Genomic DNA, 23,941 nt, shown 5'->3' with positions numbered 1-23,941 from the left:
ACGCTCTTGTTACTTTGCTCCATCGATCCTCGGCTCTTGATACTTTGCTCCATCGATTCCCGACGTGATACTCTGCTTCATCGATCCTCGCCTCTTGATACTTTGCACCCCCGATCCCCGACTCTCGATACTTTGTTTCCTTGATCCCCGACTCTTATTACTCTGCTCCCTCGCTCCTCGACTCCCGATACTTTTCTTCCTCGATCCTCACGCTCTTGTTACTTTGCTCCATCGATCCTCGGCTCTTGATACTTTGCTCCATCGATTCCCGACGTGATACTCTGCTTCATCGATCCTCGCCTCTTGATACTTTGCACCCCCGATCCCCGACTCTTATTACTCTGCTTCCTCATTCCTCGACTCTTGATACTTTCCTTCCTGACTCCCCGACTCTCGATCCCTAGACTCCTTGATCTCTACACACATCGCAGGGCTCAGACACGAACACGAATCGCATCATGACCACGATAGCTCCCACCCTCCTGCTGGATCTGACCCGCTGGATGGGCAGCGGAGAGTTCCCCCATTAAAGGGACAGCTCCCCCAGCCGACGGCTCTCCTCCTCAATCCGGCTTGGATCGATGCGCTCAAACAACAGCTCCACCCCATGAATCGGCCTGTCGGCCGGAACGTGGCACCACTTCCACGCAGGCGGCTCCAGCGAGAGAAAGTCCCGGATCCTATCGCAAGAGAACGGAATGAACGGCTGCAGCAGGTTTGCCAGATTGGCCATAATCAGAATGCAAGTGTACAGCGTGGTCCCACAGGCGGCTCGATCCTCCTTGACCTGAATCCACGGCTTCCGTTCATCAAAATATTTGTTAGCCTGGCGCACCACGCTGAAAATCAACTCCAACGCTTCTTTCAGTCGACCCTCCTCAATAAGCGCCCCGGCCTGTCGGTACAGTTCCTCCACCCGGCCCTGCCACTCATCGGATATGCTGCCCTCAGGCACTTTCCCGTCAAACGCTTTGTTCGCAAACACCAGGGTCCGGTTGACCAAATTCCCGAACGCGCCAAGCAGCTCGCCGTTATGGCTGTGAATGAACTCCCTCCACGAGAAATCCGCATCCCGCTTCTCGGGACCGTTTGCAAGGAGGAAATAACGAACCGAGTCCGGCTGATACCGGCTTAACAAATCCGGCACCCATATGGCCCAATTGCGACTGGTCGAGAATTTCTTCCCTTCCAGTGTCATGTATTCGCAAGAAATGATCCGATCCGGTTGATGCAAATCCCCGGCTCCCTTAAGAAGCGCGGGCCAAATCAACGTATGAAACGGGATATTGTCCTTTCCATGAACATAGTAGGCGGTCACTTCGCCCTGCCCCTTGCGCCAAAAGGGCTCCCAATCGCCGCCCGTCTCCGCGGCCCACTGCTTGCTGGCGGACAAGTAGCCACTGACCGCTTCGATCCAAACATAGATTTTCTTATCCTCGAAGCCCGGAACCGGGACGTCCACGCCCCAGGTCAGATCCCGCGTAGCCGCCCGATCCTGAAGTCCTTCCTCCAAGTATCTTCGGGTCATGTGCACGGCATTATCCCGCCAGCCTTGGGCGTTGCTCAAATCATCCGCCAGCTCAGCTTGGAAATGCGACAACGATACATAAAAATGCTCGGTGGGCCGCTCCACCGGCGGGTTCCCGCAAATTTTGCAGGTCCTGTTCGTCAGATCGGACGGATCAAGCATCGTGGAACAGGCATCGCATTGATCCCCGCGGGCCCTGCTCCCGCATACGGGGCAATCTCCTTCCACATAACGATCCGGCAGAAACCGCCGATCGGTTTCGCAATACGTTTGCAGCACGGTTTTACGGTACAGATGGCCGTTGTCCAGCAGCTTCAGGAACAGCTCCTGTACCACGCCATGGTGAAACGCCTGATCGGTTCGCGTGTATAAATCGTAAGAGAAACCCAGCTGTGCAAAGCACTCCGCAAACTCCGCATGGTACCGATCGGCAATATCCCCCGGCGTCACGCCCTCTTGAATCGCTTGCACCGCCACCGGCGTGCCGTGGCAATCGCTGCCGGATACGTACAGGACGCTATCGCCCTTCGCGCGGAAATAACGCGCCAACACGTCGCCGGGCAGGAGACTGGCAAGCCGCCCCAAATGTAAAGATCCGTTGGCATAAGGCCAGGCACCGCCGATAAAAATGTTCGTCATATCGTTCATCCTCCTTTTTTATGGACAACAAAAAAAGCCCTCATCCCAAAGGGACGAGAGCTTATGGCTCACGTGGTACCACCCAATTTCATTCATGCCTTGCGGCATTCACCTCTTCGGGTACGACGCCAATATATCGCGTGTATACCCTAGCACGTTAACGGGTGCGGGTTCCGGCACAGCCTACAACCCCAAGCAGGGTTTCGGTGCACAGCTCAGAGACCATATTCCCGAGGCTCCTTCTTTACCCCTTTTCACCTGCCGGGGCTCTCTGTTCAAAGACGCTGCCAAGGTACTCTTTCTCTTCATTGCTTTTGTCTCGCGTTATTCAAGTTACTGGAAATCATACTCGAATTTCACGGAAGAAGTCAAGGGGACGAATGCGCAGCTTTTCTTGCTCTTTCCCGGCCGTCCCGTATCGCTCCTAGCTTCTTGCCCAGCATCATTTTAAGCTTCTTTCGGGCTCTGCTCATGCGGTTCCGGACATTTTCGGGCTCAATCTGCAGCACCTCCGCAATTTCCAAGGTGTTGAAATCCTCGTAGTAGTACAAATACATCGGTTGTCTTAAGGTTTCGGGCAGCCTAAGCACGGCAGACAACAGCTCGTCATGGTTTTCTTCGCTGTACATTATCGATTCAGGCACCTGTACGGCGCACTCGCTTAAACGATTCTCAGCCAAAAGATCCATTCATTTCAACTCCTTATTCCCGTAGATGGATATGGATCGGTTCTTCCTTGTGCCCGTTAGTTCAAATTTCGAGCACTTTTCTTGACCGGCTGAAATTGCCTTCTCTTCGTTGGAAAGAAGCGTGCCAACAAACGTACCCGATCATGCGTATATTTCCAGGACTCTCCCGCCTCTCGATCCAACTCCGCCTGCTGCTGCTTGATGAGAGATTCCACAACGAACCAATTGGTCATATCCAGTCACTCCTCTTCCCTCGCTCGTTAGTTCATATTTTTTTGAACTAAATATTTAAGTTCAATTATATATGAACTAATAAAAAGTTCAATATTTATTTTCCTTGGGATGTGGTATCATAAAAATGGAATAATGAGTGCTGGAGGAGAGGATGATCATGACTCATATCAGAGTTGACTATTCGCCTGTTCACGAGCTGGTAACCAGCTTGTTCACATATGCAGATAATAAAAACCAAATGCATGATCTAGGGAATAAATGGAGGAAAGAAATTCAGAAGAATCTGCCCGCGTCTTTTACGGATAAGCTGGAAGAGCTGGACCTGTGCGAGATCGTTGCTTATCTGCACCTGGTTATCGTAGACAGCCCGAAAAAAGACAACATCGAGCGTTTTCTTGCCTGGTTTGCCGATTTAGGAGAAGGGCAATTGTACGAAATCCTAGCGCCTTATCTAGAAGGCGGATTTCCGATGGGGCTGAAAACATTCCGGGATCAGAGCCTTGAGATCATGACGGAGTGGCACCGGGCCTATACGATCTTGCCTGAGATTCACGACCTGCTGGGGCGTTCCGCCGCCCGCATGAAGCAGCGGAGCCGGGAGCTTTCCTGTATTGATCTGATCGATGAGGCAACGAACGGGATCGTGCTCGATCTTGAAGACGAATATAGCGCCATTCTTCTCATCCCTACTTATCACATCAAGCCGTTAAACCGGATTGACGAAGTGGGCAATCAACAGCTCATTATCAGTTATGCCGTAGACGATGAGCAGCAGGACGAGGATACGCCGACCAACCAACTGCTGCGCATGACCAAGGGATTGGCTGACGAGAAGAGGCTCGTGCTGCTGCACATTCTCGCTGACGGCCCCGTCACGTTTACGGAATTACAGCAGAAGACCGGACTTTCCAAGAGTAACCTGCACTACCACCTTTCCTTGCTTAAAACCGCGGGTCTTTTGCGCATGCACTTCAAAATGCCGAATGAACGATATAAATACAGCGCAAGACCGGAATCCTTCACTCAGCTCAAGTCTTTCCTGGAGTCTTACGTGTTCGGTCTGACAAAAGAATAAGCGTAACGTACTTTCCCGCACGATTTCGGGAACACAGCGACAGTCATGCAAGAACTACACGCAAAGAGGCTTCCCTCTTTAGGAAGCCGGTACAGGATGTAAGGCGAAATGGCGAGTATAAAATAGCCTGCCGCATTAATAAAAACATCGATCGATATCCCCGGAAGGCAGTCCGTATACCGGAACGGAGCGTTGTCTTGCGAGATCAGGACCATAAGCTCTAGAGGTTTATACGTTCCGTTCTCTAACGAAAAAAAGAAAAAAGCCTGGAACCATCGTTCCAGGCTTTTTATCATTCAGTTATAGAGGTCGCAGCTTTCAATCAGTTGCTGTTATAGAGGCCCCGCCTCCAATCAGTTGCTCTCCATCTTGACTGTCAGCGCGCTCTTGGCCGGCATTTCCAGCTGCAACGCTTCTTCCCCGCGCAGCTGGATCGCCACGCTCTCCGGAGCCTCGCTGTCGTTGAACAACACGACGGCAATCGAGCCGTCCGTGTTCTTGAAGGCTACCGAACGGATGAACTCATGGCTGGTAGATGCCACACGCCGCGCTTTGGGACGGATCACCTTGCTAAAGTGCGCCAGCGCGTAGTAATCCAGCGTATAGGTAAGCTCCTTCGTCTGCTGATTCACCGTCACGATGCCGCGGCAGGTGCTTTTGCCAAAGCCCGGCACGGTAGGTCCGTTCTTCTCGTCCAGTGCCATATTCCACAGCACGTAAGATTTACTGTGATTGCGGAGAATCTCGATTCCGGTCCGCATCACATTGGAGAAGGCTTGCTCAAACGGCGGAATCCACTCCCCGCCCGATCCTTCCGTAAAATGAACCTCTTTCCCCGGGAATGCCTCGAAGACTTCCGATTGGGCCGACGGCTTGCCGCCGTACCAGTGCCAGGCAACCCCATCCACCGCGTCGGCCGCTTGCTCAAATACGGTCAGCGGGTAGTCCGGCTTGTCCCAGTTATGGTCATAACAGAGAATCTTCGTACCGATGCCGTTCTTTACGAATTGCGGCTTCAGATGGTTCTTGATGAAATCGCTCTGCGCCTCGGGCAGCATGATCATGCCAGGATAATGACCAGGCGAGTATAATGCCTCATTTTGCGGTGTAATTGCATAGATTGGCAGCCCGTTGGCTTCATACCCTTTGATGTAACGTAAAAAATAATTAGCATATACCGAATAGTATTCGGGTTTCAGTTCTCCGCCGATCATCGACCCGCTCGTCTTCATCCAGCCGGGCGGGCTCCACGGGGAACCCATCAGCTTGACATCCGGGTTCAAGCGGAGCGCTTCCTTCAGGAGAGGAATGATATCTTCCTCGTCATGCGCAATGGAGAACTGCTCCAGCTCTACATCCGTCTGGCCCTCAGGCATATCATTGTAGCTGTAGAAGTCACGCGCGTAATCCGATGCCCCCATCGGCTGGCGGAGTACGGATAACCCGATCCCTTCGTTTGGATCGAACAGCTGCGTCATGAGCTCGGAACGCTGCTTCGTCTCCAGCACCTGATGGATCAAATAAGCAGCGGAGTCCGTGAAGGACGCGCCGAAGCCGTCCATCTCCTGAAACGTCTGCTCCTCATCGATGACAACCTTATGCTTCGCTGCACCCGTAGTTACGGGCGTCAGCTGCGCCTTGTCTTTCTTCACGAATAATTCTTCTTCACCGTTTGATTGGTAGATGGTGATGTTCAGCATGTTGTTTCCCTCCAGGTTTCTTGTGTCTTCCTACCCATGGCCTAACGAAGATAACTTGGAAAGAGCCCCTCTCCTGTCAAGAAAGGGGCCCCTCCATTCATTAACGCAAACTTATTTCAGCCCCAGCTTCTCTTTGTTCGCCTTCATCTTCTCGTTTCGGACTTCGACGATTTTCTCCCAGTTGTTATCGTCCAGGAACTTTTTATAATCGTTCAAGAGGCTATCGAAGGTTGCGTCGTCCTTCGAGCGAATCATGCTGACGAGCGTGGAGTTCCATTTCGTATTAATGGCCGTCAGGGAGCGCGCTTCCGGCGTGCCCTGATCCGGGTTGATATTCTCCAAAATAAAGTGCGGCGTCAGCTTGCCTTTGCCCCATTCCTGCATTTGCTTGATCGCATCCGGGAAAGCATCCCCGCTCAGCGCCTTGTGGCGGTCATGTCCGAAGAACATGAATTCGCCCATGCGGTAGTCCTTCTTGAACGTATCCGGATTGTTCATCTGAAGCTCCTTCACGTCTGGCAGGAATTCCACCGTTCCGTCCGCGTTCACTTGGTAAGTCTCACCTTCGATGCCATAGTTCATCAGCATTTGTCCTTCTTCGCTTAACAGGTACGTGAAGAGCTGAATGGATTTGGCAGGGTCTGCGTTCTCTTTCGTGATAAAGCTGATCATCCAGCCCGTGATACCGGATTGGTTCAAAGTCGGCGCATGTCCGACCGTGCTTTGCGGTCCGTCAATTGCGATGTACTCTTTGCCTTTGTTGTTGCTGTAGAAGCTCTGCAGGTTTCCGCCCTGCTGCGGCGTGCCGTCCAGCATGATCGTTGCGTATTTGCCCGCCTTCACCTTCTCTTCAAAAGCCGTTCCGTCATCGGCAAAGCTGTCATCGCTGATCGCGCCGTCACGGTATACGGTATTGAACGCCTTCACCCAAGTCAGATAATCTTCATCCAGGTTCCGGTTATAGAAGCCGCCGTTCTCGTCTTCCAGCGGCACGCCGATGAAATCCTGCAGCACGTCGCCGAGCGAGCCCGTTCCTTCGCCGATGGAGTTGAAGCCCAGTGGAATCAGGGCAGGGAATTGCTTCTTGATATCCGCGAGAGCAGCCTGGAATTCCTCAGGCGTTCCCATCGCAGGCTTGCCGATAGCCTCGTACACGTCCTTGCGGATGATAAATGCCGTTTTGGCAGGAATGTTGCCGCTGTCATAGTCTTCCTGCGTATTGGAATAGTTCGGGTATCCGTACGTTTTGCCGTCCTTCAATTGGAACCAGTTGAGGGTATCCTGCGCCGCTACCTTATTGAAATAAGGGTCATATTTCTCGGCCAGATCGTTCAGCGGCAGCGCCCATGTAGCCGCTTTTTGCACGATCGGGGAGTTCGAGTCAAACGTCGTGATCAAATCCGGCATATCCCCGCCGGCAAAAAACGTATTCAATTTGGTATCGTCACCCGTAATGAATTTGATATTGATATTCAGGTCTTCCTTGATCTTCTTGGTGACAACGTCCTTGCCGAAATCCGTGTTCCACCAGTCCGCATTCACGTACCAAGTCAGCTCGGTGGTCTCTTCTTTTTTGTCCAGCTGCCAAGCCGGCTTTTCCGGATCCGGCGTATACCGGTCCTCGATCGAAACCCAATTCTCCTTCTTGGAGCCGGAGCCCCCCGATCCGCCGCAGCCGCTCACAACCAGCACAACGGCCATCAAAGCCGTAAGCAGCGTAAGTCCTCTCTTACCCATAGCCTTGTTCATCAACATCCTGTAACCCTCCCTTTAAATAAAAGCGCTTTCTCAATAAACCCTTGTCTTTACAGGCTTGCTTCTGTTCCACTCCCTTAAAGAGCTGCGGCTTCGCTACTCTTTAACAGCTCCGAGCATCATGCCGGAGATAAAATATCTTTGTAATATTGGATACATCACAACAATCGGCAGCGTCGTCACGACAATTGTTGCTAGTTGGACCCCTTTGGTCGTCGTCTGAATCGCGACCGAACCGATATTTTGCATCGATTGGGTCTGGGACTGCACAATAATCTCATACAGCATCATCTGTAACGGATACAGCGACTGATCCGTGATATACAATTTGGTGGTCATAAAATCGTTCCACTGCCCGACTCCGTTAAAGAGGGCAATTGTGGCCATGGCCGGCATGGAAAGCGGAATGAAGATGCTCAGGAATATTCTCCAGTCGCCCCCGCCGTCGATCTTTGCCGACTCTTCCAGCGAATCCGGCACGTTGCGGAAGAAGTTCATCAGAATGATAACGTCGTAAAAGCTTAACAGAGCCGGGATGATATAAACCCAGAAGCTGTTTAGCAGCCCCAAGTCTTTGATCAACAAGTATGTCGGAATCATGCCGCCCGAGAAAAACATGGTGACAACGCCCATCGCCACGTAAAACTTGCGGCCGCGGACGTATTTTTTACTCAAGCCGTAACCCACCATGGCACAGAAGAACACGTGCGTGATGACCCCGATCACGGTTTTCGCCACCGAGATGAAGAAGGCATTCCATATGTTGGCATCCCTGAACACGGCCTGATAATTCTCAAGGGAGAACTCGGTAGGCCAGAAGATGAACCCGCCCTCGGCAAGGGACCTGCCCGAGCTGAAGGATGAGACGACGACGTTCCATAACGGAACGACGATGATGATCGTAAACGTAACCAGTAAAATGATGTTGATCGTATCAAAGATCCGGCTGTCGAGATCTCCTTTTGCTGCTTTGAAATTCACCGTTATACCCCCTTCTGCATGACCTATAGAACGGATTGATTATCGTTTAATTTACTGGTCACCTTATTCGCCGTAACGAGCAGAATGACGGAGATGATGGATACGCCCAAACCAACCGCTGTGGCATAGGAGAAATCTCCCTGCGTCATACCCATCCGGTACACGTACGAGTTAATGACTTCGGCCTTTTCACGGTTCTGCGAATTCATGAGCACCAAGGTTTGATCCAGATTCGATCCCAATAAACCGCTTACAGTCAGGATCAAATTCAAGCTGATAATCATCTTCATGTTCGGCAGGGTGATGTTCCAGATTTGTCTCAAGCGGCTGGCCCCGTCGATTCTTGCGGCCTCGTAGTAGGTAGGATCGATCTTGGCCATGATCGCCAGGTACAGAATCGTTCCCCAGCCGGCCTCTTTCCAAATATCCGACAGGGTTGCAATCCACCAATACTTGCTTGGATCGAGCAAAATGTTTTGCGGCTGCGAGATCAGTCCCAGAGCAAGCAATATTTCGTTGAACAGGCCGGATGTCGAGAACCAAGTAATGAGCATGCCGCCCAATACGATCCAGGACAAGAAGTGAGGCAGGTACGAGACGGTTTGGACGAATTTTTTGAAGCGCCCCATGCCAACCTCGTAAATCATAATGGCCAGAATAATCGGAATGACAAAGCCGATCGCCAATTTCAAGAAGCTGATGCCCAGCGTGTTGACGACGGAGTCCCAGAAATACTTGTCCGACATAATGATCTTGAAATTGTCCAGGCCAACCCACGGCGCGGAATCCAGCGTATCGATAACGGTGTAATTTTTAAACGCAATCGTCAAACCGTAAATCGGTATGTAGCAGAAGATGAACATGAAGATGACGCCGGGAATGATCATCGATTGAAGCTCCCATTGCCGCTTATAATCAATTAAGAATTCCTTGATCCTCTGCCCCATGGGCTTCTTCCCGGTGGGTTGAACCGCTCCCGTGCCGGTTGACTGAACTGCAGCTGTTTTGCTCACCTGCTTAACCCCCTTTGATCAAAAACGTTTCGCAATAAAAACGTTTTTATTTTTTGCGAAAAAAACCCCTAATTTTTAAAATCATTTAAAAAAAACAGTTTGACGCAATCGTTCCCTTCAGCTAAACCGGTTCATTCCGATTTATCTTCACATGACTGGAGCCGCGAACGACCAGTTCTCCCGGCAGCTTCTGAATCTTCCCCTTCTCTTTCTTCTGAATCATGCGCACCAGATGATCCACGACCAGAATTCCCTGTCTGGCAATCTGGTTGCGAACGGTCGATAGAGGCGGCGTAAAATACTGCGCGATATCGATATCATCGAAGCCCACGACGCTGACGTCTTGCGGAACCTCGTATCCGTGGGACTTCAGGGCCCGGATGCAGCCGATGGCGCTCACGTCGTTACCGGCGAGAAAAGCATCCGGCACTTTGCCTGGGTGTAAGTGAAGAAACGATTTGACGGCGTTATAGGAACCCTCTTCCTCGAAATAGCCTTGCAGTATGTAGTCTCCGTCGATCGGGAACTGACACTCCCGGAGCGCAGCCAGATACCCTTCCTTCCGCTGCACGCTGTCAAACATCGTATCCACGCCGGAGATGTAGGCAATCTTCTTATGCCCCAGGCTGATCAGGTACTTGGTTGCTTCATAACCGGCTACGTAAGAGTCGAATATGATGCTGCCCATCGTCTCGTTCTGAACCTCGCGATCCAGGAAAACGGCCTTGATCTTATCCTTCTCCATGGCAGCGATGTCTTTGTCGTCGATCTTCAGCTCTTCGAAGATAATGACGCCGTCCACCCGGCCGCCCATAATATTGCTCATGATCACCTGCTTATCCTTCGTCACAAACACGTTCAAACCATAACCCAGACGGTCACATTCCCGTGACATCGACTCCACCAATGTGTAGAAGTAAGGCCCTGACACGCTTGTTGTAAAGAAGCCCAGCATCTTGGTCTTGCCCGACTTCAACAGCTTTCCGTTCAGGTTAGGTACGTAATTGAGCCGCTCCGCCACCTTCAGCACATGGGATTTGGTCTCCGGGTTCAATACATCTACGTCATTCAATGCATTCGAAACCGTAGAAATGGAGACTCCGGCTTCTCTTGCCACATCCTTGATCGTTACTTTACCCATATAACCATTCCATTTCCTTTGCGATAAAAACGTTTTTATGTTCATAAGTTACCACATATGTGAGGTGAACACAATGCTTTTTTGGAAGGGGTTACAAATATTTTTTTCAGTTATGCTCCACAACCCTTGGAGGGATAATATGAAAAAAGGCAGGCACTCTTCAAATCGTACCCTTCATCGGTACCACTCTTCAAAGTGTGCCTGCAGAAATTGAATCTCTTTTTCGTAATGGGCCACATGTCCCTCATCGATCATGTTCTGGTAAGCCTTGTTGCCTTGTGCCGCACCGGTTGTAAGTGTATCGCATAATGCCTTGAGGCGTCTTATAGTCCATTCTTTCAAGTTGGGAGGCGGTGATATGCCATAGGATTTAAAGAACAGCGATATTCTGTGCGTGCGATCCGCAGCATGCAATTCCGATCGATAAGGTATCGATGTCCCTGTCATGTAATCTATTGCAAAGCTTGCCAGCGGGACTGAGGTGTACAGCATATAAACCATGTCCCAGATACGCGGACCTGGTGCAGCCAAATCAAAATCGATCAGTGCAACCGGTACTTCGTCTTTAAACACGATATTGTACAAAGCGGCATCATTGTGACAGATCACTTCATCGTCCCATTCCCCCGAAGCCTGAGAGGTATGTGCAACCTCTGGTTGGATTGAAGTTACAGCAAAGCCCTGTACGGCGTCATGATAACGCCGTAACAACGCTGCACTCTGGATAAGGGCATGGTTCGACCATATATAGGGTTTAAAATCAGGATATTGGTTTCCCGGCACCTCTCCAGGAATGAAGGACAAGATCTCGCGACCGACATGATCAATGCCTATGAACTTGGGGGCGCCTTCAAAACCCTGCTTATCCAAGTATCGGAGCAAGTCATGCACGAAAGAACTCCATTTCGTAGTTCGGTGAACGTTATTTCCGATACGTACGACTTCGTTAACATTCCCACCGGGAAGTATTTCTTCCTTGTCACCCATCCGCAGCTCCCCTTCCCGCTGCTCCACGTGCCAGCCCCAGCGCCTCTGCCAGCCCCTCCAGATCCAGTCCGTCGGCGGCAAAAGCGGTGCGAACGAGCTTCGGCGGGACGAACTCGTCATATTTGCCGAGATACGGCGCTTCGTCGGGATCGAGAAGCGCGCCTGCGTCCTCGCAGTCCGCCAATTCCTGCTTGATTTCCTCCATCAGCGTCTCGTTATCGACCTTGCCCGCGACCACCATGTAATACGGCTCCATCGGCACGATAGAACGGAGAGCAAGCCGCTCCGACAGATTATGCTTCAGCAACCGCTCCAACGTGCGAAATTGCTTGCTGCCTGCCCAAGGCAGAATGAACAGGGAGTCGCCGCCCGCCGGTATGACCACCTGCTTCAGCAGTCCGCTTTCCCGAGCAAGTCGACGGGCCCGCTCCAGGCGGTTCACCGCACCCGGTGCCAGGTACGGATAGATGGCGCTGTCAGCGAGCACCTCCCGCATCTTCTGCACCACGCGGGTATGCACATCGCCGCCTGCGCCAAGCCATAACGTATCGACCTTGCCCTTGGCCGACTTCACGTACAGGGCCTTGTGCTTCGTGTCGACTTCCTCTACCTTCCACAGCTTGCCTGCCAGCGAGAAGCAGTAGCCCGGCGGCGGCACGGTCGTAATCGATCCGATTTCTTCCGACCCGTTATAGACGACATGCTCTTCATCGTCCTTAAACACCGCATAGAAGCGGTAGTTGTTCACGATTTTCTCCCCGCCAAGGCCGATGATCAGGCTGCCTTCCTCCGTACGCTGGATGTGATCCGTCTGGAGCAAATACTGCAGGAACTCCTTGTATTCCTCCGGCTCGATGCCGCGGAAGGCCGGGAGCGTCAGCACCGCACGCGCCAGATCCGGCGGCTCGGCCTCGCCCATGCTCTTGAGCGTGCTCATCGTCTGATGGTAAAGCACGCCAACCGGTTTCTTCCGCAGGGCCAGCGGTTCGACCCATTTCTCGCGAATATACAGCTCAATGACGGCAATGGCCCGAAGCAGCATCCACGGCATGCGTGCAGGCAGCATGGCCTCCTCGTCCTCGTCCTCCGGACAGAGGAACATCATCTCGGAGGCCTGATCCCCCCGCCGGCCGGAGCGGCCCAGCCGCTGAACGAAGCTGGAGCAGCTGTACGGCGCGCCCAGCTGGATGACCCGCTCCAGCTCGCCGAGATCGATGCCGAGCTCCAGCGTCAGGGTGGCCGCCGCAACCGCCGGCCCCGGACCTTCGCGGAGCGCGGCCTCGGCTTCCTCGCGCAGCATGGCGGAGATGCTTCCATGATGCACATGGAAGACATCCCGCTGCTCGCGCTTGGCCGCAATCCGCCGCAGCTCGAGCGTGGTCAGCTCGGCATCCGAACGGCTGTTGGTGAAGACCAGCGCTTTTTTCAGGTGGGTGTTGTCGTATACGAAATCGTAGTAGGCCTTGCGCGCAAGCTCCAGCTGCTCCGCCTGCTTCTCGTCCCGGGCATCCGGGAAGGAGAAATGCTCCACCGACAGCCGCAGCTTCCGCCCCCCTTGCGGCGAAACGACCTCGACTGCGTGCTTCGTGCCTGCGCCCAGCCAGCCGGCTGCGGTTTCGTAATCGCTGAGCGTCGCCGACAGCCCGATGCGGCGAGGGGAGCAGGCAGCCATCCGCTCGATCCGAGTCAGCTGGCTCAGCACCTGAATGCCCCGGTCGGCTCCCATGAAAGCATGCACCTCGTCAATGATGACATACCGCAAATCCTGGAACAGCGCCGGGATGGCGTTCGGACGATTCATGAGCAGCCCTTCAAGCGATTCCGGCGTAATCTGCAGCACGCCCGACGGCTTCTGCATCAGCTTCGTTTTCTCGGCTTGGGACACGTCGCCGTGCCAATGCCATACCGGCACCTGACCTTCCTTCAGCAGATCGGTGATGCGTTCGAATTGGTCGTTGATCAGCGCCTTAAGCGGCCCGATATACAGGATCCCGACCGAGCTGGAAGGCACGTTGTACAGCTCCGTCAGCGCCGGGAAGAATGCGGCTTCGGTCTTGCCCGATGCCGTGCCGGAAGCGATCAGCAGATGATTGGGCGTATCGAACAGGACGCGGCAGGCTTCCACCTGCGCCTCGCGAAGGGCGTCCCATCTTTTTTTATAGATAAACTCCTGAATGAACGGGGCCAGTCTGGAAAACGGGTTCGCGCTCATAGCTCAAACTCCGCCAGCAGATCGTCCAGATCGTCCGAAGGAGCATCGCTTTGCCCTTTGCCCTGCGGCTGCGCTGCTGCCCGCTCGCCTAGCAGCTCTTCAAACGCGGCCTCCGGATGCTGATGCAGCGTATGCAGCAGATCCATGAAATCCCGCACCACCTCGCGGGTGGTTAGCAGCTCCTCAGCTCCCAGCCTGTTCACGGCCGTCTGCATGAACGCGATCAGCTGCTCATCCGTCAACTGCGCTTCGTACTTGAAATGCAGGGCATGGATGTCGCGCAGCTTTTGCAGGAGGATGAGAATCTCCTCATACGACAGCATGTCCAGCTTCAGGATAGGCGACGTGTAGGTTCTCAGCGAACTGCTGCCGTAGCGTCCGTCGATCAGGCGGGAGCGCAGCGCATCATAACTGAACAGTCCCCGGCGCTCATCCTCGACAAACTGCGGCGTTCCGCCCATATAGATGCCCAGATGCTCCGCTTTGCCCTGCATCGTGTCGTTGAACATGGTCAGCAGCTTCTCGTAGTTGCTCTGGCGGGACACGCTGTTGGTGATTTTGTAGAGGTTAACCCCTTCGTCAATGAACAGCAGCAATCCCTTATACCCGATGGCCGCCGTAAATTCGGACCACAGCTTCATGTAATCGTACCAATTGTCGTCATCGATAATGACCCCGACGCCAAGGTCCTTGCGGGCCTCCGTCTTCGTCGGAACTTCCCCGCGGAGCCAGCGCAGCGCAGCTCCCTTACGGTCATCGTCGCCAAGCTTATAGCCGTTCCAGTAAGCAGCGAGGACTTTCGCAAAATCAAAACCGTGCACCAGATGCTGCATACCGTTCGTCACGGCATAAATCTGCGTTTCCACCTTATCGTTCAGCGCAGGGTCATCCGGGCGCAGGCCCGTCTCCTGCATGATGTCCTGCTGGATCGCGGCGATCCATTTTTGCAAAATGGCCTCCAGCGCGCCTCCGTCCGGACGCGTTCTCGTGGACAGATGGGTCATCAGCTCGCGGTATGTGGCAAGTCCTTGCCCTTTCGTGCCCACCAGCCGCCGCTCCGGCGACAGATCCGCATCCGCCACCACAAAATCGCGATCCATCGCGTAGTTGCGGATGATCTGCAGCAGGAAGCTTTTGCCGCTTCCGTAGCGGCCGGTAATCAGCCGGAAGGCGGCGCCGCCCTCGGCGATATTATCCATGTCACGCAGGATCGACTCCACCTCCGGCTTGCGGCCGACGGCGATGAACTCCAGCCCCACCCGCGGCACGACCCCTGCCGTCAAAGAGTTCACGAGGGCGGTCGTGAGCCGCTTCGGTATTTTCAGTTCCGTCATGGTTCCACCTCTTTCAAGCATCTTACAGTCTTAACGATTCCAATCGATGTCAATCCGTCCGGTTATACGGACTTCAATGTTTCCAGCATATCTATATAATCATCCGCAATGGACTCCCCATCGATCAGCAGATCGCCGACGGTATCCATCGCGGCCTCGTTGATCTCATCAAGCAGCAGCGCCGGCATGGAGCCGGCCTGCTCCGCAATCCGCTGCAGCTGTGTTCGGTTCGGTCCGGACTTGAGGGCGTGCAGAACCTCCAAGTGTATAAGCTTAAGACGCTCTCCGAGCTCCTGCCATTCCTCATCCAGTCCGTCCGTATTCCAAACCACCGCACCCTCAGATGATTTACCAGCCGCCGGGACGGATGGTTCCTTACTCTCGGGTGCAGCCAGTGCTGTTCCTTCATCCTCCGCTGCAGCGATTGCCCTTTCTTCCTTCACGGTCTCAAAGAGCGTTTCTTGCTCCTTAGCTTGATTCCGGTCTGTCTCCGGAACTGGCATCTCTTCATAAATAACCGCATCAAAATCCATCACGGCCTGGAACACTTCCGGGTTCTTCGCCGCGGATTTTGGAGAGGAATGCCCCTTTGAAGACGCACCCGTTCTCCTGTTAGTTGCTGCAGGTCCCCCATAGCCCGAAAAGGCTCCCGCATCCGTTACAATTTCCGCTGCAGGTCGGCTGTTCTCCGCTTCAACCTCCTGCTGCCCGGCTTCCTCCGTAAGCAGCATGTCGCGGACCTGGTCCGATTCCCGCTGCAAGCGGCGCAGCTTCCCTGTATCGATCTGAACCTCAGGCAGGCTCTGCTTGCGCTCGGCCTCCATCTGCTCCTGAATCTCTTTTTTCAGATAACGGGTGATGATCTCTTCCACTTCGGGTTCTACCGCTTCCGCTCCGCGCAGCCGTCCCTTGAAGCCCCTCAATTCCCGCAGCTTATTCTCGGTCAAGCGGACCAGCCCGGTTATATAGGAGCGCAAAGGAGCGTGCTCGCTTAAGGACACCACCGTCAGCACGACGGTTCGGCCGTATAACCCGTGATCGTACACCGCGCTGCGGAATAAATGCCGTTTCACCTGCCGGGGCCGCGGCTGAAAGCGGTCGATAAGACGCTGCCCTTTCATTTTGGCCCAATAACTGTCCACGAGCGCAATCACCTTCGGGGCGTACCGTTCCAGGTCCTTGCGGCCCTTCTCCTGGTAAAAACGGCTCTTCTCCACGTCATAATCCAGCAAATCGAGCAGCAGCTCCCACGACAGCTCCACCGGCTGGAGGGAGAACCGGCGCTTCCATTCCTTCTCCTTCAGCTCAGCGGATAAGACGCGCGGAAAACGCTGGTACGTCTCCCGGATCGGCATATCCAGGCCATGCACGATCATAAAATCATATAACCACTCCCGCAGATACGTATCCAGCTTGGCATAACGCTTGCGGTAGGCCGTCCACGCTTGCTCCATCAATGCATAGCCCTGCAGGGGATCGCTCCAGCCCACGCCATGGATCAGCTCGTAAAAATAGACAAAAAGATAGGAAAGGTCCGTATCCGGGTACCGCCCGGACCTGACTTCCTCCCGCCAGTAAAAATACCATTTGAACTGGTCGCTGGCCATCTGGTCGTAGGTCGGCCAATAGCTTTTGAAGGCTACGAAAGGGGTCTCGCCCTCCACATGCCATGCGAGTTCCCTCGCCTTCTGCACGAATTGCTGTTCCTTGGTCACATAGCGGAAGTCCTCGCCCCAATTCATGTCCAGGGGGTGCTGCGGCTTCACAATCAGGGAATTCTTCGCTTGCGCGTTAGGATTAACGATCTCCTGTTCCTGGTCATCCGGCCGCTTGTCAAGCAGTGGAATATCCTGTTCATCACCGGCCAGCTCGAATTCGGCAAAACGAATCCCTTGGTCGGTCACGTGCGTAGTATGTCTTATCGAATTTATGTGATTGTCGTTGTTAGGCTTATCGTTTTTCATCGAACATGAACCTCCGTCACAACTTCAATTATACCATTTAACCTATAGGAGCCACCTGTGTTTTCACATGTTTCTCATCTGTATTATAATGGACGGAATGATAGTCTAGCGAATGACTTTATGCTGAAAGGACCTTCGAATGAATAAATGGCTGAAAGCATTGTTATTTCTGGCCGGCGCGGCTTTTCTGACGAGGCTGATCCCCTTCTCTTCCTGGTTCCGTATTCTGGATACGATGATCCATGAGCTGGGGCATGCCGCCATGACCCTTCTCATGTCGGGCCGGGTGCTCAGCATCGAGCTGAATCCCGATCATAGCGGCGTCACCTATTCCATGCTGGCTTCCGGCGGGTGGAGTCCGATCGTAGTCTCGCTTGCAGGCTATACGTCGGCATCCCTGTTCGCCATTCTGATGTTCTACGGCTATGCCAAGAAAAAACAGGCTACCGGCCTGATCACCATTACCGTGCTAGCCCTCATCATGATCATCTTCTTCGTTCGCGCCGGTTACGGATTATGGTGGCTTATCATATTTATGATCGTAAATCTGATCTTCTATTTCCTCGGCGATAAGGTCCGCAATTTCTATTATCTGCTGCTCGCCTTTCTCGTGCTGGAAGAATCCGTGGTCGGTCCGCTGACCCTCTTGACCATGGCGCTGACCCAGCCCAAGCAAGCGGGCGACGCGTCCAACCTGGCCAACATGACCGTGCTCCCGGCGTTCGCCTGGGCGCTGCTGTTCCTGCTGTTCTCCCTATGGTGCGCCAAGGTGGCGCTGCAGCTGTTCTGGAAGAAGCGGTGACGAATCGTAGATTGCTTTATATTTAATATAAAAGACCATTCCATGATGGAAATGGTCTTTTTTTCGTTCCAATATTTTCTTTGACTCTATCAATATTCCAAAATATAATAACATAGTCCTAGTATTTTAATCTCATATTAGGTATTTAGCAATGATCGAAGAGGGTTTTAAGAACTATATTCATATAAAATCTTACCAGGAGGCTACTAGAATGCACATCACGAAAGCACTAAAGAAACCCGTCTTTGTCATGATCATGCTCATCTTCTCGCTGTCCATCATGACGACGGCATGGGCCGCACAACCGAATGCGGACGATCTTCAAGGACATTGGGCGGAAACCCGGCTGCGCAGCTGGTCCGATCAGGGTCTGCTTCAGGGCTACAACGGGAAATTTAACCCCGATCGTCCTGTAACGCGGGCCGAATTGGTAACGCTGATCAACCGTTCTTTTGAAGTATCCGAACCAAGCAGCATCTCGTTTAAGGACTTGGAAACTTCTCATTGGGCTTATGACCAAATCGCCAGAGCCGTGAAAGCAGGCTACATCGATGGATATAACGACAATACGGTTCGCCCAGACCATACGGTTACCCGCGAAGAGGCCGCCGTCATGGTGGCCAAATTGACGGAGCTTGTCTCCGCCGAAACCGTGCCTGCAACCGATTTTAAGGACGACTCCTCCATTTCCAAGTGGAGTAAACCGGCGGTTTCCGCCTTGGCTGAGAAAGCCGTTATCACCGGCAACGCCAAAGGGAACTTTAATCCGCAGGGCAAACTTACTCGCGCGGAGGCCGTTACCCTGCTCGATAAATCACTGGAGTACAAGGTTCCGACGGATATTACATACGATAAGGCTGGAACTTACGGACCGACTGCCGGCGTCGAAACGATCAAAGGGAATGTCATCGTAGCCGCGCCGGGCGTTACCCTTCAAAATGTGGTGATCGAAGGGAATCTTACGCTGACCGAGGCCGTCGGAGAGGGTGATGCCTTCTTCAAAAAAGTAAACGTCAAAGGTACCACGACCATTCAAGGCGGGGGAGCCAACTCGGTCCACTTCGAGGACTCTGTATTGGTACGCGTATCCGTTGACAAGCAAACCGGCACCGTGCGTGTCGTTGTCGTCGGAGAATCCGCGATTCAGCATGTGGTTGTCCATTCTTCGGTCAAGCTTGAGGAATCCAGCGTGACCGACAGCGGGTTCGCCAATGTGGAAATCGCGAAGAACATGCCTCAAGGCTCCGAGGTTCAGCTTGTCGGCCAATTCGAGGATGTTCGCGTGCTTTCATCGGACATCAAAGTCAGCATCCCTAGCGGGTCCGTTAAGCAGTTGAACGTGGAAGAAGGAGCAAAAAATACGGAGATCAACGTCAATGCCAATGCTTCGGTCATGGATCTCGTTCTGAACGCCGTTGCCAAACTGCTTGGTCAAGGCACCATCGCCAATGCAACGGTTAACGCGGATGCCGCCGGCTCTACATTCCAGAAGCGCCCTGGCGCGGTTGCCGGCGATGCGGCAAACACAATAACAGCACCGCCCGCAAGCGGCAGCACCACGGGCAGCGGCAATAACAGCGGCAACAATGGCGGCGGTGTAGTGGATGGCGGCTCCGGCGGCGGCAATAATGGGAGCAACCCGGGACCAGGCAACGGTGGCGGAAACGGCGGAGAACCCGTTCCTTGCACAGGAACGGCAGACCAGTGCAGAGACGCCCGCCTGGTGGATCTCACCGTATCCGGCTTCACCATGAACCAATTGGATGCGAACGAGTACACTACGGGAGTCACCGGCTTTAGTCCGGACACGTTCGAATACAGCATCGTGACGGACCGCAGTATGACTCAGCCCGTACCGGCTACGGTATCTGTCACGAAAGCGACTTACCACAAGGTAGACTATACCGTCTGGGAGGATGGAGCGAATACCTTGGCTTCCGGGACGATCACCGACGAGAATCCTGCATTCAACCTGGAGATCAAAGGCATGAAGGATGTACGGGTTCGCTTGACCGTCACGAGCGGAGACGGAATCGGCAAGAAGGTCTACGAAATTTTCATTCAATACCCAAGAACGATCCAAGAGGGTCTAAAGATTGGTTCCCACAAGGGGACGCACAGCAACAACGGAGTGCTGGTAGGGGAAAAGATGTACTACAACCTCATTAAAGGCAATGTAGGCGGAATCAAGCTGGGGGAACTGTACACGGTTCTCTTATATGAGCCGAACGCTTCCACGCCGTTCCTGACCTGCCAATATACCAGCTGTAACCTGCCGGACGGCAAATTTGCTAAGGATACCGCAGGTACCTGGAGGGTAGAGATTCTTCGCGACGGTGCGGTTGTAGACTCCGGCGATTATCAATACGATTTCATGACGGCGCCGATGCTGACCAACGACATCGGATTGCGGGCTTCTGCCGTTACCAAGCAGGAATTGATCGATTTCTTCTTGAGCGGAGGAAACTTCACCACGCCGTTTAAGTACGGTTATCTCGTCTACGCGGACATGTCCAAGCTTCGCGCCGAGTTTCCGACAGCCAAATTCTTCGTGGAAGGGTCGTATGAGATGTACATGCCGACCTCCTCGCTCCCTTCGGGATTGAGCGTAGACGAATTGAAGGGCAATTTGCAGCCGTACGGGTACCAAGCTTACCAAATGAGCAGCTTGCGCCCGATTCCATCCGGTTCGGGAGAGGTACAGCTCACAGGGGGATACTACCACCAATCCGACTATGATAATGAAAAAATAGTCAACGATAAAGTCGTGTACCTAAGTCTATACGATGAAAATCGCAACATCATCGGTCAATACGTCACCATCCTGGAGTTCGACCAGGACCATGTTGCTGACGGGTTTACGCCGTCTGAAACCTGGCAGCCGACTCCGTAAGTAGGAGTTAACTAAAAGAGGAGCATCGTTGTAGCTTACGCTACAACGATGCTCCTTTGCTGTTCCCTGGGTCGGTCCATGGGCCGGTCGCCAATGATCGCCTCCCACATTCCTCACCACTAAACTCAAGGCTGCCATTCATCAACCTTTCTTATATCACCGGCACCGCACCAGCAAATCGATCGGATAACGGCCTGCATTCCGACCATACAAACTGATGCCGCCCTCCTCGGTGCGCAGCTCCAGACGGAAGCTCCGCTTGCGGTCCAGCTCTGCCGCGAGTCTGCCCGGCACCTGCGCCTGGCACAGATAGCCGTACGAACCGGCCTCTTCCAGAAGGTTATGAACCGGCTGATAGTGCCACGACAGCACGCCCCGGCTGTCGGCAGGGTCATCCGCGAGCACGGCCTCGCCGATTTTGACATCCTCCACCCACACCGATACACGGGATTCATGCAGCTCTTCATCCGTCATATAATAGGTGCTGCGATTATATTCCACGTCCGCCGACGCCCCGTGCATAAAGTCGATTCCGTGAGCACGTTGCCGCGCGCCCTCGATATTTCTTGCCAATAAGCGCTTCGCGCCTGCCTCGAAAACAATGTCGATATCGCGGATCAGCGGCTGTTCCTCACGGTCCGGCAGCTGCACGTCATAGACGAACCGCCCTTCACCTCCGCCGTTTACTTTGGAGCCTAGAAGCGCCTCCCACATGTAGGCAAAGCTTTGCTCACGGAACGAGTTGACGGGAATGCTTAGGGTAGTGACATCCGCTCCATCGTTCTCTTGTTTCTCTGCACCACGCACATCAAACGTCGTAAAGTTACGCGTTACGACGACGCCTCCTGCATTCAGGAGACGAACACCGAGGATCGCGACCGCATCGGTCTCCGGCATGCGAAGCTGCAGTTCGGTCAGCGGCGCCACGCCGTAGCCGTCCCATGCCACTTCCAGGGTTCCTTGATCCGCCACGACCTTCGTGCCAAGCCGGTCATAGGATAACTCCCAGGCTACGGTCAGCTTCTGCCCGTGATATTGATCCGAATAACTGGAACGCAGCAGCGGTATGGTTTTCTCAGCCCCTTGGTCCAGCGTCTGGCACGGCGGTGCGTCGATCACGATAAAGTCCGGCGTGTGCAGATCGGCGATTGTCATGCCCGGCACAAAATCCTCGTACCCGAATTTTTTGTCCGTCCCATCCAGCCGATAATAACCGTTGAACTCGTTCGTGACGTCGCGGAATTCCGTGAACACGAAGCCGCACAGCTTATCATGGCGGCGGAATTCGTTGAGCATGTAACGATAGTGCCATGCGAGATCGCTGTCCCCGGCTCCCCCGTCGATTCCCCACACATTTCCGCATTCGCTGTTCATGAGCGGAGCATCGCCTTGCTGGTTGCCGCCGATGTAGTTATGCTCCGATCCAGGATACGTCTTCTGTACAATTTCCTCGATATGATTACGCAGCGGTTCATAACCGTTGATATAAAAATGCCAAGTGTTGATATCTGTCTCCACATGATCATAATTGCATGGCGAATTGTCCTCCACGATCCGGGTAGGGTCAACACTCTTGGCCCAGCGGTACTTCTCCCGCACCCACTCCTGCGTCTCCGGGAGATAATAATGTTGCTGTCCTTCGCCGCCTGTCAGGCCGGCAGCCTCGCTATCCGTGCGAAGCCCCCAAGTTTCGTTAAACATAACCCACGAAAAAATCGACGGATGATTCCGGTCCCGTTCAATCACTTCCAGCGCCTCGCGCTCATAGGCGGAACGCGCCGTCTCGTCCGGGTTGCCCCAGAAGCACGGCATATCCTCCATCACCAGAATCCCGAGTTTATCCGCCCAATACAGCTTGCGGGGCTCCTCCGGCTTAATATGAATCCGCACGAAGTTCAGCCCGAGCCGTTTCATCAGGTAAATCTCGTCCCGCATCTCCGTATCCGTCGGGTAAGTGAAGAATCCCGTCTGATGGTAAGACTGGTCCAGCGTTCCGTTTAAATATACCGGCTTCCCGTTCAACGTAATCCAGCGGTAATCCCGGCCGTCGAACTTCGCCGTCCCGATCTCGCGTATCCCAAAATAAGTATGAACGACATCCTCGCCGGCGGAACCCGCAAGGCGCAGCTCCCCTTCGTATAAATGCGGGGTTTCGGGACTCCAAAGCTGCGGATCGTCAACCTGGAACACCGTTATCCGTTCATTCGCGCCTTCTTGCAGCTCCCACTCCGCCTGATGGGTGATCGAACCCCCAGCGAACGAGAGCCCGAGTGTCACGGTGCCTGCTTCCTGCGCCTGGATTTTGGACTTCAATTCGATGCGGCCGTCCATGGAAGTCGTAAAGGTTGCTTGCTCCAAGTAGGTTTGCGGCCGGGCCTCCAGCCAAACCGGCTGCCAAATCCCTCTGATCTCGCCGTACCCCTGTTTCCCGCGGGCTTGGTAGTTATGGTCGTAATCCTCGGCACGAACCACGAGAATATTGTCTTGTTCCGTATTCCAAACGGTTGTCACCTCAAACTCGAAGGTTCCGTATCCGCCTTGATGCGAGCCGACATGCTTGCCGTTGACCCATACGTCGCACAAATAATCCACGGCGCCGAATCGCAGGAAGATCCGCGATGGCTTCTCGGCCGGCTCCCATCTCACGGACCGGCGATACCAGCCAACTCCCTTCTCGTCTCGTGCAATGCCGGATAAGGGACTGACCCACGAGAACGGCACCGTGATCTCCGAATCAAAAAGACCGGCGTCTCCCCCTTGCAACCGTTTCGAGCCCGCGCCGCCTTGCTCCAAAGCGCCGCCGGTCTCGAGCGTGAACGACCACGGCCCGTTCAAATTCAGCCAGTCTTTTCGTTCAAAATCCGGTCTCGGATACTCGGGACGTGGAATGTCCGTACGGATGGGCGCTGCCACAGGAATCTTCATGAAGCGAACACAACCTTTCCTTGTTCTGAATTTGACCCTATTCTAGCACCTATATATAATTATTGCAAT

The 23,941-nt window shown here is 53.7% G+C and carries 16 protein-coding genes; 3 read left to right on the top strand and 13 right to left on the bottom strand.

The features are described 5' to 3' along the window. Positions 1 to 526: 526 nt before the first annotated feature. From metG to AC3RCL_RS01220, 3 genes are all read right to left on the bottom strand, one after another. Positions 527 to 2,167, bottom strand: a complete 1,641-nt coding sequence (gene metG, locus AC3RCL_RS01230) for a methionine--tRNA ligase (RefSeq protein WP_492534241.1) — start codon at positions 2,165 to 2,167, stop codon at positions 527 to 529. A gap of 368 nt (positions 2,168 to 2,535) precedes the next feature. Beyond that, a complete protein-coding gene (locus AC3RCL_RS01225) occupies positions 2,536 to 2,856 on the bottom strand; it encodes a sigma-70 family RNA polymerase sigma factor (protein ID WP_096774927.1) in 321 nt (106 codons plus the stop codon). Between the two features lie 56 nt (positions 2,857 to 2,912). Beyond that, positions 2,913 to 3,089, bottom strand: coding sequence for a hypothetical protein (locus AC3RCL_RS01220; RefSeq protein ID WP_492534238.1), 177 nt, complete (start codon positions 3,087 to 3,089; stop codon positions 2,913 to 2,915). 158 nt (positions 3,090 to 3,247) lie between these two features. Here AC3RCL_RS01220 and AC3RCL_RS01215 point away from each other — a divergent pair, with 158 nt between their 5' ends. Next, positions 3,248 to 4,165 (top strand): ArsR/SmtB family transcription factor, encoded by a 918-nt coding sequence (locus tag AC3RCL_RS01215; RefSeq protein WP_492534236.1) that lies wholly within the window; start codon positions 3,248 to 3,250, stop codon positions 4,163 to 4,165. Positions 4,166 to 4,518: 353 nt separating this feature from the next. On the opposite strand, the gene AC3RCL_RS01210 is transcribed toward AC3RCL_RS01215, so the two are convergent. The 9 genes from AC3RCL_RS01210 to AC3RCL_RS01170 form a co-directional block, all read right to left on the bottom strand. Further along, positions 4,519 to 5,865: a glycoside hydrolase family 30 protein gene (locus AC3RCL_RS01210; RefSeq protein ID WP_492534234.1), complete on the bottom strand. Its 1,347-nt coding sequence runs from the start codon at positions 5,863 to 5,865 to the stop codon at positions 4,519 to 4,521. A gap of 111 nt (positions 5,866 to 5,976) precedes the next feature. Then, positions 5,977 to 7,620, bottom strand: coding sequence for a type 2 periplasmic-binding domain-containing protein (locus AC3RCL_RS01205; RefSeq protein WP_492534232.1), 1,644 nt, complete (start codon positions 7,618 to 7,620; stop codon positions 5,977 to 5,979). A gap of 96 nt (positions 7,621 to 7,716) precedes the next feature. Beyond that, a complete protein-coding gene (locus AC3RCL_RS01200) occupies positions 7,717 to 8,601 on the bottom strand; it encodes a carbohydrate ABC transporter permease (protein ID WP_090910332.1) in 885 nt (294 codons plus the stop codon). Positions 8,602 to 8,624: 23 nt separating this feature from the next. Continuing rightward, positions 8,625 to 9,614, bottom strand: a complete 990-nt coding sequence (locus AC3RCL_RS01195) for an ABC transporter permease (protein WP_492534230.1) — start codon at positions 9,612 to 9,614, stop codon at positions 8,625 to 8,627. Between the two features lie 121 nt (positions 9,615 to 9,735). After that, complete coding sequence (locus AC3RCL_RS01190) at positions 9,736 to 10,755, bottom strand: LacI family DNA-binding transcriptional regulator (protein WP_492534228.1); 1,020 nt, start codon at positions 10,753 to 10,755, stop codon at positions 9,736 to 9,738. A 174-nt stretch (positions 10,756 to 10,929) separates the two neighbouring features. Continuing rightward, complete coding sequence (locus AC3RCL_RS01185) at positions 10,930 to 11,742, bottom strand: aminoglycoside phosphotransferase family protein (protein ID WP_492534226.1); 813 nt, start codon at positions 11,740 to 11,742, stop codon at positions 10,930 to 10,932. Next, positions 11,735 to 13,954: a DEAD/DEAH box helicase gene (locus tag AC3RCL_RS01180; RefSeq protein WP_492534224.1), complete on the bottom strand. Its 2,220-nt coding sequence runs from the start codon at positions 13,952 to 13,954 to the stop codon at positions 11,735 to 11,737. The genes AC3RCL_RS01185 and AC3RCL_RS01180 overlap by 8 nt, the downstream gene beginning before the upstream one ends. Beyond that, positions 13,951 to 15,288, bottom strand: a complete 1,338-nt coding sequence (locus AC3RCL_RS01175; RefSeq protein WP_492534222.1) for an ATP-binding protein — start codon at positions 15,286 to 15,288, stop codon at positions 13,951 to 13,953. The genes AC3RCL_RS01180 and AC3RCL_RS01175 overlap by 4 nt, the downstream gene beginning before the upstream one ends. A gap of 62 nt (positions 15,289 to 15,350) precedes the next feature. Next, positions 15,351 to 17,252 (bottom strand): TerB N-terminal domain-containing protein, encoded by a 1,902-nt coding sequence (locus tag AC3RCL_RS01170; protein WP_012818455.1) that lies wholly within the window; start codon positions 17,250 to 17,252, stop codon positions 15,351 to 15,353. Positions 17,253 to 17,391: 139 nt separating this feature from the next. Between AC3RCL_RS01170 and AC3RCL_RS01165 the strand changes: the two genes are divergently transcribed. Both AC3RCL_RS01165 and AC3RCL_RS01160 read left to right on the top strand, forming a co-directional pair. Then, the gene (locus AC3RCL_RS01165) at positions 17,392 to 18,054 is read left to right on the top strand and encodes a M50 family metallopeptidase (protein WP_009590185.1); all 663 of its coding nucleotides are present in this window, start codon (positions 17,392 to 17,394) and stop codon (positions 18,052 to 18,054) included. A 211-nt stretch (positions 18,055 to 18,265) separates the two neighbouring features. Then, entirely contained in the window at positions 18,266 to 20,947 is a 2,682-nt protein-coding gene (locus tag AC3RCL_RS01160) for an S-layer homology domain-containing protein (RefSeq protein ID WP_492534219.1), read from the top strand. 156 nt (positions 20,948 to 21,103) lie between these two features. Here AC3RCL_RS01160 and AC3RCL_RS01155 read toward each other — a convergent pair whose 3' ends face one another. Beyond that, positions 21,104 to 23,872 carry a glycoside hydrolase family 2 protein gene (locus AC3RCL_RS01155; RefSeq protein ID WP_492534217.1) on the bottom strand — a complete coding sequence of 923 codons (2,769 nt, stop codon included), beginning with the start codon at positions 23,870 to 23,872 and terminating at the stop codon, positions 21,104 to 21,106. Between the last annotated feature and the right edge of the window lie 69 nt (positions 23,873 to 23,941).

The organism is Paenibacillus sp. MT86 (assembly GCF_058792535.1).
Note: the sequence above shows the minus strand (reverse complement) of the source record. Positions and strands in the feature narration are given on the sequence as shown.

Excerpts from the sequence above, each read along its gene's own strand:
- AC3RCL_RS01170 (WP_012818455.1), bottom strand. The coding sequence starts at position 17,252 with ATGAAAAACGATAAGCCTAACAACGACAATCACATAAATTCGATAAGA.
- AC3RCL_RS01160 (WP_492534219.1), top strand. The coding sequence starts at position 18,266 with ATGCACATCACGAAAGCACTAAAGAAACCCGTCTTTGTCATGATCATG.
- AC3RCL_RS01190 (WP_492534228.1), bottom strand. The coding sequence starts at position 10,755 with ATGGGTAAAGTAACGATCAAGGATGTGGCAAGAGAAGCCGGAGTCTCC.
- AC3RCL_RS01220 (WP_492534238.1), bottom strand. The coding sequence starts at position 3,089 with ATGACCAATTGGTTCGTTGTGGAATCTCTCATCAAGCAGCAGCAGGCG.
- AC3RCL_RS01210 (WP_492534234.1), bottom strand. The coding sequence starts at position 5,865 with ATGCTGAACATCACCATCTACCAATCAAACGGTGAAGAAGAATTATTC.
- AC3RCL_RS01215 (WP_492534236.1), top strand. The coding sequence starts at position 3,248 with ATGACTCATATCAGAGTTGACTATTCGCCTGTTCACGAGCTGGTAACC.
- metG (WP_492534241.1), bottom strand. The coding sequence starts at position 2,167 with ATGACGAACATTTTTATCGGCGGTGCCTGGCCTTATGCCAACGGATCT.
- AC3RCL_RS01180 (WP_492534224.1), bottom strand. The coding sequence starts at position 13,954 with ATGAGCGCGAACCCGTTTTCCAGACTGGCCCCGTTCATTCAGGAGTTT.
- AC3RCL_RS01155 (WP_492534217.1), bottom strand. The coding sequence starts at position 23,872 with ATGAAGATTCCTGTGGCAGCGCCCATCCGTACGGACATTCCACGTCCC.
- AC3RCL_RS01175 (WP_492534222.1), bottom strand. The coding sequence starts at position 15,288 with ATGACGGAACTGAAAATACCGAAGCGGCTCACGACCGCCCTCGTGAAC.
- AC3RCL_RS01225 (WP_096774927.1), bottom strand. The coding sequence starts at position 2,856 with ATGGATCTTTTGGCTGAGAATCGTTTAAGCGAGTGCGCCGTACAGGTG.
- AC3RCL_RS01165 (WP_009590185.1), top strand. The coding sequence starts at position 17,392 with ATGAATAAATGGCTGAAAGCATTGTTATTTCTGGCCGGCGCGGCTTTT.
- AC3RCL_RS01185 (WP_492534226.1), bottom strand. The coding sequence starts at position 11,742 with ATGGGTGACAAGGAAGAAATACTTCCCGGTGGGAATGTTAACGAAGTC.
- AC3RCL_RS01205 (WP_492534232.1), bottom strand. The coding sequence starts at position 7,620 with ATGTTGATGAACAAGGCTATGGGTAAGAGAGGACTTACGCTGCTTACG.